Origin of the sequence: Pseudoalteromonas sp. 3D05, from assembly GCF_002723455.1 — a bacterium.
GTDB lineage: Bacteria > Pseudomonadota > Gammaproteobacteria > Enterobacterales > Alteromonadaceae > Pseudoalteromonas.
In genome coordinates this window covers 111805-126028 of sequence record NZ_PDUS01000004.1, presented here as the reverse complement: position 1 = coordinate 126028, position 14224 = coordinate 111805, and the positions used below count along the sequence as shown (strand labels likewise).

Here is a 14224-nt window from a genome sequence, read left to right as displayed (position 1 = left end):
ATGTTAAAGATAAAGTATTTGCCATAATTTAAATCCCAACATTAAATCCATTTACACAATCCCTCCGGGATTATGGCAAATACTTTAATTTGCTTAACGCTTTAGTTGTTCAAATTCGCGCTCAGAAAGCATTTCGTCACCGTTTTCGTCAAGATCGCTAAATTGTTTAAACAGGTTATCGCTCTTTTTAGCTTCTAAACGTGATATTTCGCCATCAGAATTAACGTCAAATTGCGCAAATTTAACATTGAGTTGAGAGGCTAAAACGGACGCACTAATGGCCAAAAACATTAATGCAAATGCACTTATTAATTGTTTCATCTTGTTTCCTTAACATTGATTACTGAATAAATAATTTAAATTCGGCATATGAAATTTGACCACTGTGGTCTTTATCTATTTGCTCAAAATTTTTATAAAGCATGGCATCCTCATATGCCTCTCCTTCGCTTAGCATCCCATTACCATCCTTATCTAACTCGGCGAAGATGGCCTTGCTGTCTAAAGCAGTTGCACTAAAGCTTAGTATTGCACTTAGGCAAAATAGTGTGATTACACGAGTGCTCATAAACATCCTTTTTAATGATATATGTTGTATTTAATTGATAGTGATAACAAGAATAGTGCCAATAATATTATTTCTTATAAATCAGATGGTTAAATTTTCATAAAGTGTAAGGTAAGAAAAAAATACTCAGTGGCGTGTCTTTTTTGCAACAAGGTAAGGGTGTAAATAAAAAACACCTTTTAAACTAATCACTTAGCGTGTTGCAAGTTAGCTACAGCAGGACTTTAAAATGCATCTAAAAGTGTTTTATTCAGCGAGTGTCTAAGTTAGCTGCCTGATAATATACTCAGGCCACCTAGAGGTGCGAGCGTCGTTGGAATGAAAAGCGATTTAAGCAAGGCATTGGTTGCAAATAATGGTTGTTCCCTTGTTAAAATCAATAACGCAGTATAAACCGCTTTTAAGCCAACCTGCTGGGCGTTTCGCAGGCAGTTACTCTCATTGTTGTTACTTTTAAAGGGACTGCCATTGTTGCATAGTAACGCCTTGATATTAAGCCCCTGTTAAACGCTGAATTCTGCACCATGAGGTGGTTTTGGCATACAAACGACTATTTAAAAAGGAAGGGTAATACAAGTGACAATAGGCAAAAAATACAAAACTATGCTTAGGTGGCGACCGAGTCTTATCGGGCAGTTTTTGATTAGTATTTTATTGTCTTTATTGCCCCTGTCTTTGGTGGTTATTATTTTTTTAAATGCGTTAAATAAACAGCTTGCCACCACTCAAATTATTGTGGATAGCAACTACAAGGTAACCAAATCATTTAATAGCCTTAAGCAAGACCTGAATAGTTTAGAGCGAGCAACAAGGCAAAACTGGGTATTAAAAAGTGAATCACTTGATGGACTTATTAAAGATAAGTGGACCGCATCATTTGAGACAATTGATGAACTAATAGTATTAAGTAATGAACAAGGTAAGCAAAAATGGCAATCATTGTTGACCGTGCTACATAATACAAAAAAACAGCTTATTGAGGAAAATGCACAAAATGCCAAGCTGTTTATTCCAATTAGTCAGCTTATTAATGAACAAACATTGTGGTTACGAGAGAAAAATGAACAAAAAATTGCTGAAAATCAACAGCAATTAAAGGCGTTACAGAGCTCCTTTATAAATTGGTTAGTTGCACTTCTGCCGTTAACTATGTTAGTAGGCGGGGGGTTTCTATGGCGTATTAGTGGCCGTTTAAAGGGATTAACTAACGTGATAGATAAATTAGGGCAAGGACATTGGCAACAAACGATATCAGTGCAAGGATCTGCGGAGCTTGTTGAGTTAGGTAATAAATTACAATGGGTGCAGGCTCAATTACATACCTTAGAGCAGCAAAAGGACACTTTTTTGCGCCATGTAACGCATGAGCTGAAAACGCCTTTAGCCTCTATGGTTGAAGGCACTGATTTGCTGACTGATGAAATCGTAGGGCCTATAAACAAAGAGCAGCAGGCAGTGCTGGTGTTAATCACTCAAAGTATGGAACGCTTACGTACTATGATAGAGAGCTTGCTTAGTTACAATGCAATTCGTACCAGTAAAGATAATTTAAATGAAGTTGAATTCAGTCATATAATAAAAAAAATAAATAACCATTTTGAGCACCGGTTGCAAGCTCGCGAGCAAACTTTGTGTTGGCATTCTAATTTACCCGATAAGCCTCTTCCTTTGGCTGGTGAGCTAATTGAAATGTCCCTTATTCAGCTCATTTCTAATGCATTAAAATACTCAGCCAATGAAAGCTCTGTCAAAGTTGAACTCGTACTGATTGAGAGTCAGTTAATAATAACAGTCAGTGATCATGGCATTGGGATTAAAGAGCATGAAAAATCCAAAATATTCAATGCTTTTTATCAAACAAAAGCAAGCCAAATAGAAAACTCCCAAGGCAGCGGCTTAGGATTAACAATCGTAAAAGAATCAATTGAACACCTTAAAGGTACAATTACTGTTGAGGAAAATAGTCCTCAAGGTTGCTGTTTCACTATTCAAATACCGATTCAACAAGGAGTGAATTAATATGACTTGTGATTTTAAGTCAGCTTTTTTGGCCTGTTTTATCCTAATAGGATTGACAGGGTGTGAGTTAATGAGTGATACAAGTACAAAAAACACCGATTCAATGAAAGCGGTCCACCCAAACCCAAAGCCTCGCCCCAAAACGGAACCGGCTTATCCATCGGCAAGTACAGTGATTGCTTGGCATGCCTCGTCTTGTGGCGGTTTTGTACTAGCTGCTGATAAGAAACAGTATGTGGGTAAGAGAGAAATTCAATCGTATTTTAACTTCAGTTGTAAAAATAATAGCTTAGCACCTGAAAAAGTGCTGACAATGCTTTTACAGCTCGATCAAGCATATTATTGGCCTGATGATATTAAACATTACTGGTGGCTACAAAAACAGCAAATCAAACAACAAATCAATGCTAAAAAACAGCAGCAGGCATTGAGTGATAAAATGCAAAAGACCTTATCGTCTCTAGCAACCATCGAGCAGCAACTGCTGTTACGCGAAGAAACCAAGGAGCAGTAATCTATGGCAACTCAATTAACCCAAAGTGCACGTGTTTTATTGGTAGATGATGATGCAAGTTTGCTTAAGTTACTTGCTATTCGCATTGAATCTAAGGGCTACCAAGTGACAACCTGCGAAAGTGGCATAGTCGCGTTACAATTACTAAAAAGCCACGTATTTGATGCAGTAATCACCGATTTACGTATGGATGAAATGGACGGTATGACACTTCATCGCCAGTTACAAAGTCGTTATCCGGCCTTGCCAGTGATAATGATGACGGCTCATGGTTCGATCCCCGATGCTGTCGAAGCAACCAAACAGGGAATTTTTGCATTTATTACCAAGCCCGTGGATAAAGATGAGTTATTTGACAGCCTCGCTAAAGCAATTGAAATTCATGGGTTGAATGCTGATGAACAAGCTTCAAGCAGCGCTATTGTAACTCGTAGCGGCGCAATGTTGCATTTACTTGAACAAGTAAAGCTTTTAGGTCCAACCCAAGTAAACGTGCTTATTTCTGGGGCAAGTGGTACTGGTAAAGAGTTACTTGCTAATGCTATTCACCAACATAGCCATGTAAGTGATGGGCCATTTGTAGCCATTAACTGTGGTGCAGTGCCTGGGGAGCTGCTTGAGTCGGAGTTGTTTGGCCATAAAAAAGGCGCGTTTACAGGTGCTGTTAAAGATCACCAAGGGTTATTTCAACAAGCTCAAGGCGGCACGTTATTTTTAGATGAAATAGGTGATATGCCATTAAACTTACAAGTTAAGTTATTACGTGTATTACAAGAAAAAACCATCCGCCCAGTTGGTTTTCAAGAAGAGATACCAATTGATGTGCGTATTGTTTCTGCAACCCATAAAAACTTACCCGACGCCATTGCTAATCAACAGTTTAGAGAAGATTTATACTATCGCTTAAATGTTGTAAATTTAAAGCTACCGGCGTTAAAAGAGCGTCGAGAGGATATTAGCTTACTAGCACAGCATTTTAGCTCAATGATTGCTAAACGAATGGGGCAAACACAAAAGCAATTTGCTACAGATGCTATGTACGCATTAGTTCGTTATGATTGGCCAGGTAATATTCGCCAATTGCAAAATGTGGTAGAGCAGGTTGTTGCATTGACGCCAAGTGAGGTAATATCGGTACAGTTAGTACTAAGTGCACTTAATAGTAATGAGAGTAATGTTGAGCCGTTATCTTTAAACGACGCGAAAAAAGAATTTGAACGTGATTACGTGATCAATACGTTAAAAATGGCGGGCGGAAATGTGGCAGAAGGGGCGAAGCTTGCAAAACGAAATCGCTCTGATTTTTATAAGCTAATAAAGAAACACAGCATTGACGTTGATAATATTTTGTAGGGGTAAAAATGCAGTTATTTATGGTGTACTTAGGTGGCAGAATACAGGGTTGTCATATAGAAATGCACGACATACGTTTTGTGGTAGGTGAAGCAATAGAGCAATGCTATACAAAACTTAAAAGCCAATGGGTTGGTGATAAAAACAGTGTGCATATGGACAGCTTTATGGCAATCAAGCACATTGATGGTTATCAAGTTGAGGTTGTAAATCAGCCTGTTGCGCAGCCAGAAAAACTGTTTTTTGTAAATCTAGGCGCATACCGCGCTGATAGCCTAGCTGAACAACATGATTTTGCTTTGTATGTGGCAAACGACGCTGAGCAAGCGAAACAACGGGCTAAGGAGCATTTGTTAGCGGGTCTAAGTCATTTGCACAAAGATGACTTACATGATGTAGATGATTGCTTTGCCATTGATTTACTTGATAGCCAATTACATATAAAACTAACGCCAAGTGGTCAATCTCAAGGCATTAAACCAGACTGGTTTGGCTATCATATTTTATAAGTAAAATTTTAGTAAGCGACTAATCGTTGTCGCTTTGCTCTTGGCGTTCCTTATCTTCACTTTTACTTGCAATTTTAAAAGCAATAATAACAAAGCCAAACATGGCAAAAGGCAGTGCTGCGAGCAAGTATTCAGTGAGGTTACTGTCAGCGAAACTCGCTTGTAATAGAAAATGTCCTGCCACACACAGTAAGATCACGATAAGCAGAATGGGTAATAAAATAAGTTCTTTTTTGGCTGAATGACTTTTCATGGTTAAACATGGCTTTTACAAGATGCGACATTGTAAAGATCAAACCGCTTTTAGGTCAAACATGTTATTTTTAAAAGTAACAACAGATTGCGCTGCATCATGTTTTTCCGTGATAGGCTCGTTTTTATCCTGCCTTGCATTATCACTATAAGAGTCTTGGTATAAGTCAAAAATAAAATCAATTTCTTCTTGTTTTAATATCATATATCTCCCCTTTTTATCCAAACTAGCCCTCGGGCGTTTTACATAGACTTACTCTCATCGTTATTCCTTCTTAAAGGGACTGCTATTTTTGTAAACAGCACCTTGATATTAAGTCCCTGTGAAACGCAGAATGCTGCACCTTGAGGTGGCTTGTGTCTATGTGGTTAATCAAACTGAATCTTACTGTACCTGAAATAGTCTGAATTATGAGTGAATCGAATCGACCTTAAGTAACTAATAAGAATGATGATCCAAAGATTAGCTTACATCGATATAGGGAGTCTTATGGTGAATATAACGCCGTCTTGCTGTGGTGTATTTTCTGCAATAACACTACCGTCGTGGTAATCACAGACTAAACGCACAATGTACAAACCTAACCCTAAATGTGGTTGTTGCTGAAGTTGCTGGCTGCGGATTGATACCATCGAATCAAAAATATGCTCTGAGATCCCTTCAGGTAATAAAGGCCCCTTATTTGTGACGGTGAGTACAGCCTCATTGTCGTGCTTAGCTAAACTGACACTGATGCAGCTGTCTATTAAGCTAAACTCTAGCGCATTGTTAATAAGCTTATCGAGTAGCTGCGCGATGAATTCAGGCGCACCCATCATAGGAATTGGGCTGTCACAAATTGTTAGCTTAAATGTGTGGTGTGGGTAAGTCAGCTGGTAACCTTGCATACATCCATTGATGATTTTTTGTAGTTCAAATGGCTCAGGCTCGTTGCTTTGTATACTTTGTTCAAGCCGAGTGGCTTCACTCATGGTTGTAATTATTTTGCCTAAGCGCTCAACCCCTTCACTGGCCCGATCTAAGTATTTTTGACTGAGCTCTGATTGTGGCTGCATTTGAAGATTTTCCAAAGAGCTACGCACTACAGCAACAGGGGTTCTTAACTCATGAGATAGTCGTGATGACATGGTTTCTAAATAGTTAGTGTAGCCGCCAAGGCGACTGACAATATTTGCAAAACTACGTGATAGGTCGCCAATTTCATCATTTGAATCTGAATAGTTAATTGTTCCAGTAACTCGCCCTTGCGCATCGATTGCTTGCTCAGCGGTATCACGTAAACGCCTGACTCGGTTTGATATACGTGAAGCGAAAAAGAATAAAGTAACAGTGCCAATTAGCATTACCGCTAAAATGACATTAAATAGCTTCTCAAGTGATTTATTTCTCAGGGTGCGAACACCATTCGTTGTTTCTTCAGCGATAACTGCACCAATAACTTTATCATTGATCCAAATAGGGTAAGCAGCCGATAATATCACTGCTTTGTTATCCGGTGTCAGTCGCCATGATGACGCTGGTGTGCCATTGAGTGCCTTGCCAATATGGCTGCCTTGCATAGATGCTACATCGTGCAATGTGTCTAAAAATTCGTCTTCTGGACGAGTAAGTACTTTATAATAAAGCGGGTGTAAGTAATTTTTTTCAAAGCGTTGCCACCATGTTTTGGCGGGTTTATCGGCAAGGCCATCAGCCCAGACGCCATCCGCATGGTGAATTGAGCCTGATTGTGCTAATACGCGGTGATGATTATCAACCACCCAAATACGGCTGCCGCTGTGGCCCATGCCTTTTAAAATGCGGTTAATTTCAGGGGAGGGGACAAGCACTGAGCCAATATCATTAGGGTTAAGTATGTTCGACGTTGACATTAACTGTGGTTCTACTTTTTCTGCATCCCAATCTTCGATAGCAAAGCCAAGCTTATTACCCAGCATACTTAACGGAAATCGTAGTTCGATATTATAGCCTACGGCTGTACTGGTAAAATAACCCTGAATTTTAGTAAAAGGTTTATTGGTTTGGGCATCAAATGCATTGACCCAGCCATCTTGGCGAGCCGCGACATTATAATGTTTAAACTCACCCTGTGGTGTTTTTAACATGATTTGAAGGTGATCATTGCGGGTAAGGCTCAAACTATTTTTGGCACGGTAAACGAGTGATTCATCGGTTACATTAAAAACCGCATATAAAAATTCGCCGTATTTTCCCACCATGTGATCAAAAGACAGATCAGTGCTTTGATGATTGGTCTTATTACCTTGTAAATAACGCTCATCATAATGCCAAATTAAATTTTGATAAGGCTGCCAATCAGATAATTTGCCATCCAGTTGAATTGGGTTACTGAGGTTATAGGCATAAAGGTCTCGGCCTTTAACTACTTGATCTAAAAAGTTACTTTGTGAATCAAATAAAGCAGGGCGTTCATGCAACGCAGTGGCGAGTGCGCGCGTTGTGCCAACGAGTGTTTTTTCTTGGCCTTGACGTAAAAACTTCTCCATTTCCCATACGTATTCGTACCCTAGCCAGGGTAATAAAAGTAAAAAGCATGACAAGAAGATAAATTTACTGCGAAGGCCAAAACGAAGCATTAAAGTTGCTCCCAGCGATAGCCCATACCGTAAACAGTGTCTATACAGTCAAATTCAGCATCTAGGGCAATAAACTTTTTGCGAATACGTTTTACATGCGAGGTAATTGTTGAGTCATCAACATATATTTTGGCGTCACTCATTAATTCATTGCGGCTTTTAACATGCCCAGGGCGCTGTGCTAAAGAATGCAGCATCCAAAATTCGGTCACCGTTAAATCAACTAATTGTTGCTGCCAAAATACTTGCATACGTTTGGTATCCAACGTGAGTTGGTCACGATTAATTAATGCGGCTTCATCAGCAGGCTGCTCTAATGCTTCCATGCGTCTAAATAAAGCGCCAATCCGCGCGGCTAAGTGCGCCATACTAATGTCTTTTGTAAGGTAATCATCAGCCCCCATACGAAGGCCACACACGGTATCAATTTCGCTATCGCGAGCGGTTAAAAAAATAATCGGTAAGGTTTTTGAAAGTGAGCGTAAGGTTTGGCAAAGCAAAAAACCGCCGTCTATTTCATGGCCTAGGCCAATATCAACAATGGCTAAGTCAGGTAGTGCGTCTTGAAAAGCATGCTCAGCTGTTGCTCTATCGCAGAAACCATTGACTTGATATCCCTGTGCACTGAGCATTTCCATGTAGTTTTCGCGGATTGCCGTTTCATCTTCAATAATGGCTATTTTTTTCATCTTTATACCTTCTTACTTATCTAGTTGCACTATACCTAATTTTTTACCTTGGGTACTGGCAAAAAAGCAATTGCCTTTTTTTTGCCACAATTGCTCAGCAGTTTGCCTTTATTCATCCCTTTTGTTGCCACTTGCCAGTGTTTTAATAACACCATCCCAATTACAGCAGACGGCAACCAACGCCTGCTGAACAAATGAATAAACAGTTAAGTACAAAGGAATAAATCATGAAAAAACTTATTATCACATGCACCATCGCTACTTTATTCGCGGCGCCTAACTTTGCCCATGCAAGCAATGAAGAGAAAAAAGAAACGCACAAAGAAACAGTTATTGGCCTCAGCACAGGGGCTATTTTAGGCGGTATCGTCGGCGGCCCCGTCGGTGCATTTGTAGGTGCTTTTGCTGGTGGCCTAATTGGCGATAAGGAAGTTGCTGAAGATAAAATTGCTGAGCAAAAACGTGCTCTGGTTGTGATGCAAGATAAAACAGACGACTACCAACATGTATTAGCTCATAACGCTAAGCTCACCGAACAATTAGATGTTTTAGAGCAGCACAATGAGCGCCTTACACTCTCACAAATGAGAAACTTGATGGCAATGACAGTGCAGTTTAAAACGGGGTCAAGCGAGATTGTTCCCCACTTTGCTAAGCAACTTGATCAGCTTGTTATTTTGTTAAAAAGTCAACCAAAGCTATTACTTGATTTAAATGGATTTGCTGACCAACGAGGTGATGAAGAGGCTAACTTACGGCTATCAAAGAAGCGAGTTTCGGCGGTGCAAAGTTACTTAATTAAGCATGGCGTTAGCCATACTCGGTTGACGGCTAACGCATTTGGTGAGCAACACACGCTTGCTAATAGTGACACTTATGAAGAGAACGTATTTGATCGTCGAGTAACGCTGACTACTCGTCCGAGTAACGTCTCACAAACAGCCAGTAATGACTAATCCGTTTTGGGTGCGCTAAAGAGCACCCACATAATTATTTTAGGCGTGAATTTTATGTTGAGTAGACTAAGCAAAGTGCTTACCCAGTCTTATGTAAAGGTGTGGGTAAGCCTTTTTATATTAGTTTGTAGTTTTACACCATGCTTAGTGACGGCAAGTGCTGTTGAGCTGCAAATGTATGACAGTCAAGGCGCAGCCGTTGCACCGGGTGTTATTTTGCAAAGTGATGCAAAAATGAAGGTAACGGGTCTGATAAATCACGTTATCGTGACTCAGCATTACCGTAACGAAAACCCGTTTTCAGTGAATGCGCGTTATGTATTTCCACTGCCTGATGAAAGTGCTGTACATGCAATGACTATGCGTATTGGTGAGCGTGTCATTAAAGGCCAAATAGATAAGACAGAGCAAGCAGAGCAGCGTTTTCAACAAGCTAAAAAAGCAGGTAAACAAGCGGCCATCGTCAGGCAGCAACGGGCAAATATATTCACTACAAATGTAGCCAATATAAACCCTGGTGAAACCGTTATTATCGAGCTTGAGTATCAAGAAGTGATTGATTATCGCAGTGGTACTTTTGCGCTTAGATTTCCGATGACGATAACACCGCGTTATCATCCACTTAATGGCGAGTTATCAGCTGCAAACGCTCAAGATAATAAAGCGATTAACACGCCTTTAGTTGCTAATGGTTGGATCAGCCCTGTTTATCAAACTTCGGCTGGCGCGCCTTCTGATAGTGGAACGTTTAGTTTAACTATTAATATCGATGTTGGATTGGAATTGGTTGATATTGAATCTAAATATCACCAAATTGCAGTAACCAATCCACAGTTTGGACATTATCAAATTGCACTTGATGAAGGCAACGCTGTTAACCGCGACTTTTTACTGGAGTTTAAACCACTGCAAAAAGAGCAAGCGCAAGCTGCGTATTTTACTGAGCAGTTGGAAAATGGTGAGCGTTACGGTTTATTAATGCTAATGCCACCAGATGATCACTTTACTCAAACGCAAAGACTGCCGCGTGAAATGGTTTTTGTAATTGATACCTCGGGCTCAATGCATGGTCAATCAATGGAGCAGGCAAAAAGTGCGTTGTACTATGCATTATCTTTACTTGATGCAAACGACAGCTTTAATATTATTGGGTTTGACGACCAAGTAGCCCCTATGAGCGAGCATCCGGTTGCAGCTAATGACTTTAATCTGCGCCGAGCCGAGCGTTTTGTTTACAACCTACAAGCGGATGGCGGCACTAATATTGAAGATGCGTTAGATGCGGTGCTTAATAACAGCGAGCAAGAGGGGTTTGTGCGCCAAGTGGTATTTTTAACGGATGGCAGTGTTAGTAATGAAGCTGAACTATTTACACATATTCGCATGCAATTAGGTGATACGCGTTTATTTACGGTAGGAATAGGCAGTGCACCAAATAGTTACTTTATGCGACGCGCTGCTGATGTGGGTCGGGGAACATTTACTTTTATAGGTAGTACGAAAGATGTACAACCGAAAATGCAGCAATTATTCAATAAATTGGCTCATCCTGCCATTACTCAATTAACCTTGCAAAGTAATGATAAGCAGCTCGAGTATTGGCCATCACCGTTACCTGATTTATATTTTTCAGAGCCTGTTATGGTGGCCATTAAATTAACAAACAATGATGGAGTAAGTCTTCTCGGTCAAACAGCGCAAGGGCCACTTAATTTAAAACTTAATGCACAGCAAGGCCAAAATGCAATGGGCATAAGCCGATTATGGGCACGGCAAAAAATTAAGTCGTTATTACTTTATAACGATAAACAACTAGTAAAAGAGCAAGTTCAAAACCTAGCATTAGAGCATCAATTACTAAGCCCATTTACTGCATTTTTCGCGATTGAGCAAACAGCAATAAACACGCCAGCTGAACACGATGTACAAGTGGCAAATCAACCCGTGCAAGGACTCACCATGCGATTGCCGCAAACTGATGGGCAAAGTAGGTTACACATGTTTTTGGGTTGCATTTTAATCACTGGGTTCGTTTTTTTAAGAGTCAAAAAATGAAATTCTGGTTTAGTGTTTTCGCCCTTGTGTTGGGTGTGGGTTTATTTTCACATGGCAGTTATATACAAGCAAAGGCATGGCTTGCTCAGCACTTAATTGAGCAAGCATGGCAAAAAGCGTTACTTACTCCTAATGAGCAAGTAAAACCTTGGTTCTACGCGGATAGCTATGTAACAGCGCAGCTTAACTGGCCAAGCCAAGGGAAAACGTTATCGATATTGGCAGGGGCTAGTGGCCGTAATTTAGCGTTTGCGCCAAGCCATTATTTACCAAGCGGTGAGCTTGGTTCTGAACACGGCGCTTTAATTGCGGGGCACAACGACACCCACTTTGCCTTTCTACAAAACGTTAAAGTAGGCGAGCAGTTTAGCTTACAAACACAAAGTGGTGCTGTGGTGTATTATCAAGTGCGCGAGATTGACGTCGTTCATCAATCCCAAAGTGATTTTTTAGCGCACAGTGGTTTGTATTTACTAACTTGCTATCCTTTTGACTCAGTCGTGGAAGGGACCGAATTTAGGTTGTTAGTCTCTGCTGATAAGGTGTCGTCAACAACATCAACGACTAATTCTTGATGGCGTTGACTGATCATGACACCTACAAACACCACGGTAATACTAAGCCATTGGCCTAAAGTGAGTATTTCACCCAGCATAATGGCAGATAAAATTAAGGTGAATATTGGAATTAAATTAGAGTATGCAGCGGCAGTAAGCACCGAGACCTTGCTAATCGCATAGTTATACAAACCATACCCACCCAAAGTAACGCAAGAGCCCAAGTATAAAATACTCATTAATGCAGTTAAATCATGTTGGTTTTCACTGGGTAAATCAATAAACAGTAAAAATGGCGCAAAAAATAAACTGCCACTAAAACCTTGTAATGCAATAAGGGTTAATGGGGAATAGCGCGCGGCTAAGTGTTTTACCGCTACGGTGTAAAACGCCGCACACACCATTGCCATGAGCTCTAAAAAGTTTCCTAACAGCGGGTTAGGTGCTTGATCTGAAGTAGGAGAGAGCAGCGTCAGTAAAATACTGCCGCCAATACAAAAGGTAAAGCCAATAACTATGGCCTTACTGATGTACTCTTTAAGCATAAAAAACGCGAGAAAAGCAACAATGATAGGTAAACAAGAGACGATCACACCCGCTTGTGAGGCTGAGGTGTATTCCATAGCGTGCCCTTCAAATAGGAAGTATAAGCACGGCTCCGCTAGTGACATCCCCACAAGATACTTCCAATCCCCCTTACGGTAGTCAAAACGAATAACGTAGCGCCATAAACATGCAGCAATGACTAGTGTTGTTAGCATACGTAAAAAAATCACCAGCGCGGGGTCATAAATAGCAATCGCATACTTGAGTGCAATAAATGAGCTACCCCATAAAAAGGTGGCAATAATTAAACATAAACTGGCAGGCATAATGAGCTCTTACTTAAAATTCAGATGAATAACTTAAAATGCGATCCTAGCATGAATATTTTTAACTTGTTCAAAAAGCGATAACTGGTATAAATAAATTATTCATATTTTGTGTAGTAAGTAGCATGCATAAGGCACAGGTAATAGTCGTTAAGCTGGGAACAAGTGTACTTACCGGCGGCACCGATAAACTCGACAAAGCACACATGGTTGAACTTGTTCGCCAGTGTAGCGAATTGAAAAAGCAGGGCCATCAAGTTGTTATGGTATCAAGTGGGGCTGTTGCTGCCGGCCGAGAGCAATTAATTAAACCCTGTGGTCGCTCTATTATTGATAAACAAATGCTCGCAGCCATTGGTCAGGGTCAGCTTATTCATATCTGGCAAAGCCTGTTTGCGTTATATGGCATTAATGTTGGTCAAATGCTATTAACCCGTGCTGATCTAGACGACAGAGATCGTTACCTCAATGCTCGAGACACATTAACGGCTTTACTTAGTTATGATGTTGTGCCGATTATTAACGAAAATGATGCCGTTGCGACCAGTGAAATAAAGGTCGGTGATAATGATAACTTATCAGCACTCGCCGCTATTTTAGCCAATGCTGACAAGTTACTATTATTGACAGATCAAGAAGGGTTATTCACCAGCGATCCTCGTACTGATGCTAATGCACAATTGATTGAACAAGTGAGTCATATTGATGATGAGCTACGTCAGCTTGCTGGTGGTAGTGGGACAAATTTAGGTACGGGCGGTATGGCAACAAAGCTGGAGGCGGCAGACATTGCACGCCGAGCGGGTATTGAAGTCATCATTGCCAAAGGCTCAGGTCAAAATGTCATTGTGAATTGTGTGAGTGAGCAATTAACTGGTACCCGCTTTTTAAAACTGAGAGCGCCCAAGGATGGTCGTAAAAAGTGGCTGCTCGCAGGGCCAAAAAGTAGTGGTCAAATTGTTATAGATGAGGGTGCAACAAACGCTATTAAGCAACATGGCGCGAGTTTATTAGCCAAAGGTGTACGTGCAGCAAATGGACTATTTAACAGGGGAGACTTGGTTGATATAGTGGATTTAAATAATCAGTTTGTAGCGCGTGGAATTATTCGATTTAACCACCAAGAAGTTGAGCAAATTAAAGGCTGCCACTCCAAAGAAATCATCAGTGTATTAGGCTTTGATTGTGGTTCAGCAGTTATCCATCGTGATGATTTAGTCTTACTCTAAAATTTAGTCAAATAATTTAGTAATTAAAGGGTGTTGTTCTAGACTTAAGCTTA

General features: G+C 40.4%; 15 protein-coding genes. 8 read left to right on the top strand and 7 right to left on the bottom strand.

Annotation, left to right across the window (positions count from 1 at the left end; translation table 11 throughout):
- Positions 1 to 93 precede the first annotated feature (93 nt).
- Positions 94 to 321 (bottom strand): hypothetical protein, encoded by a 228-nt coding sequence (locus CSC79_RS06120; RefSeq protein ID WP_099294952.1) that lies wholly within the window; start codon positions 319 to 321, stop codon positions 94 to 96.
- Positions 322 to 340: 19 nt separating this feature from the next.
- Complete coding sequence (locus tag CSC79_RS06115; protein WP_099294951.1) at positions 341 to 568, bottom strand: cag pathogenicity island protein Cag25; 228 nt, start codon at positions 566 to 568, stop codon at positions 341 to 343.
- Positions 569 to 1138: 570 nt separating this feature from the next.
- On the opposite strand from CSC79_RS06115, the gene CSC79_RS06110 reads away from it, so the two are divergent.
- The 4 genes from CSC79_RS06110 (at position 1139) to CSC79_RS06095 (ending at position 4963) form a co-directional block, all read left to right on the top strand.
- On the top strand, positions 1139 to 2587 hold the full coding sequence (locus tag CSC79_RS06110; RefSeq protein ID WP_237113975.1) for a HAMP domain-containing sensor histidine kinase: 1449 nt from the start codon (positions 1139 to 1141) through the stop codon (positions 2585 to 2587).
- Positions 2588 to 2657: 70 nt separating this feature from the next.
- On the top strand, positions 2658 to 3101 hold the full coding sequence (locus tag CSC79_RS06105; protein ID WP_237113972.1) for a hypothetical protein: 444 nt from the start codon (positions 2658 to 2660) through the stop codon (positions 3099 to 3101).
- Between the two features lie 3 nt (positions 3102 to 3104).
- Positions 3105 to 4454 carry a sigma 54-interacting transcriptional regulator gene (locus CSC79_RS06100; protein WP_099294949.1) on the top strand — a complete coding sequence of 450 codons (1350 nt, stop codon included), beginning with the start codon at positions 3105 to 3107 and terminating at the stop codon, positions 4452 to 4454.
- Between the two features lie 8 nt (positions 4455 to 4462).
- Positions 4463 to 4963, top strand: coding sequence for a DUF1543 domain-containing protein (locus CSC79_RS06095; protein WP_099294948.1), 501 nt, complete (start codon positions 4463 to 4465; stop codon positions 4961 to 4963).
- Positions 4964 to 4982: 19 nt separating this feature from the next.
- Here the strand turns inward: CSC79_RS06095 and CSC79_RS06090 are convergent, their stop codons facing one another.
- The 4 genes from CSC79_RS06090 to pdsR all read right to left on the bottom strand — a co-directional run bounded on the left by CSC79_RS06090 (position 4983) and on the right by pdsR (position 8502).
- Entirely contained in the window at positions 4983 to 5216 is a 234-nt protein-coding gene (locus CSC79_RS06090; protein WP_099294947.1) for a hypothetical protein, read from the bottom strand.
- Between the two features lie 39 nt (positions 5217 to 5255).
- On the bottom strand, positions 5256 to 5420 hold the full coding sequence (locus CSC79_RS20065) for a hypothetical protein (protein WP_167850778.1): 165 nt from the start codon (positions 5418 to 5420) through the stop codon (positions 5256 to 5258).
- A 263-nt stretch (positions 5421 to 5683) separates the two neighbouring features.
- The gene (gene pdsS / locus CSC79_RS06085) at positions 5684 to 7813 is read right to left on the bottom strand and encodes a proteobacterial dedicated sortase system histidine kinase (protein ID WP_099294946.1); all 2130 of its coding nucleotides are present in this window, start codon (positions 7811 to 7813) and stop codon (positions 5684 to 5686) included.
- Entirely contained in the window at positions 7813 to 8502 is a 690-nt protein-coding gene (gene pdsR, locus CSC79_RS06080; protein WP_099294945.1) for a proteobacterial dedicated sortase system response regulator, read from the bottom strand. The genes pdsS and pdsR overlap by 1 nt, the downstream gene beginning before the upstream one ends.
- A 227-nt stretch (positions 8503 to 8729) precedes the next feature.
- Here pdsR and pdsO point away from each other — a divergent pair, with 227 nt between their 5' ends.
- The 3 genes from pdsO to CSC79_RS06065 are packed head-to-tail and all read left to right on the top strand — an operon-like array spanning position 8730 to position 12088.
- On the top strand, positions 8730 to 9458 hold the full coding sequence (gene pdsO, locus CSC79_RS06075) for a sortase-associated OmpA-like protein PdsO (RefSeq protein ID WP_099294944.1): 729 nt from the start codon (positions 8730 to 8732) through the stop codon (positions 9456 to 9458).
- A gap of 54 nt (positions 9459 to 9512) precedes the next feature.
- Entirely contained in the window at positions 9513 to 11513 is a 2001-nt protein-coding gene (locus CSC79_RS06070) for a marine proteobacterial sortase target protein (protein ID WP_099294943.1), read from the top strand.
- Positions 11510 to 12088: a class GN sortase gene (locus CSC79_RS06065; protein ID WP_099294942.1), complete on the top strand. Its 579-nt coding sequence runs from the start codon at positions 11510 to 11512 to the stop codon at positions 12086 to 12088. The genes CSC79_RS06070 and CSC79_RS06065 overlap by 4 nt, the downstream gene beginning before the upstream one ends.
- On the opposite strand, the gene CSC79_RS06060 is transcribed toward CSC79_RS06065, so the two are convergent.
- Positions 11995 to 12942, bottom strand: coding sequence for a DMT family transporter (locus tag CSC79_RS06060; RefSeq protein WP_099294941.1), 948 nt, complete (start codon positions 12940 to 12942; stop codon positions 11995 to 11997). The genes CSC79_RS06065 and CSC79_RS06060 overlap by 94 nt on opposite strands.
- Positions 12943 to 13067: 125 nt before the next feature.
- Between CSC79_RS06060 and proB the strand changes: the two genes are divergently transcribed.
- The gene (gene proB / locus CSC79_RS06055) at positions 13068 to 14171 is read left to right on the top strand and encodes a glutamate 5-kinase (RefSeq protein WP_099294940.1); all 1104 of its coding nucleotides are present in this window, start codon (positions 13068 to 13070) and stop codon (positions 14169 to 14171) included.
- Positions 14172 to 14224 lie beyond the last annotated feature (53 nt).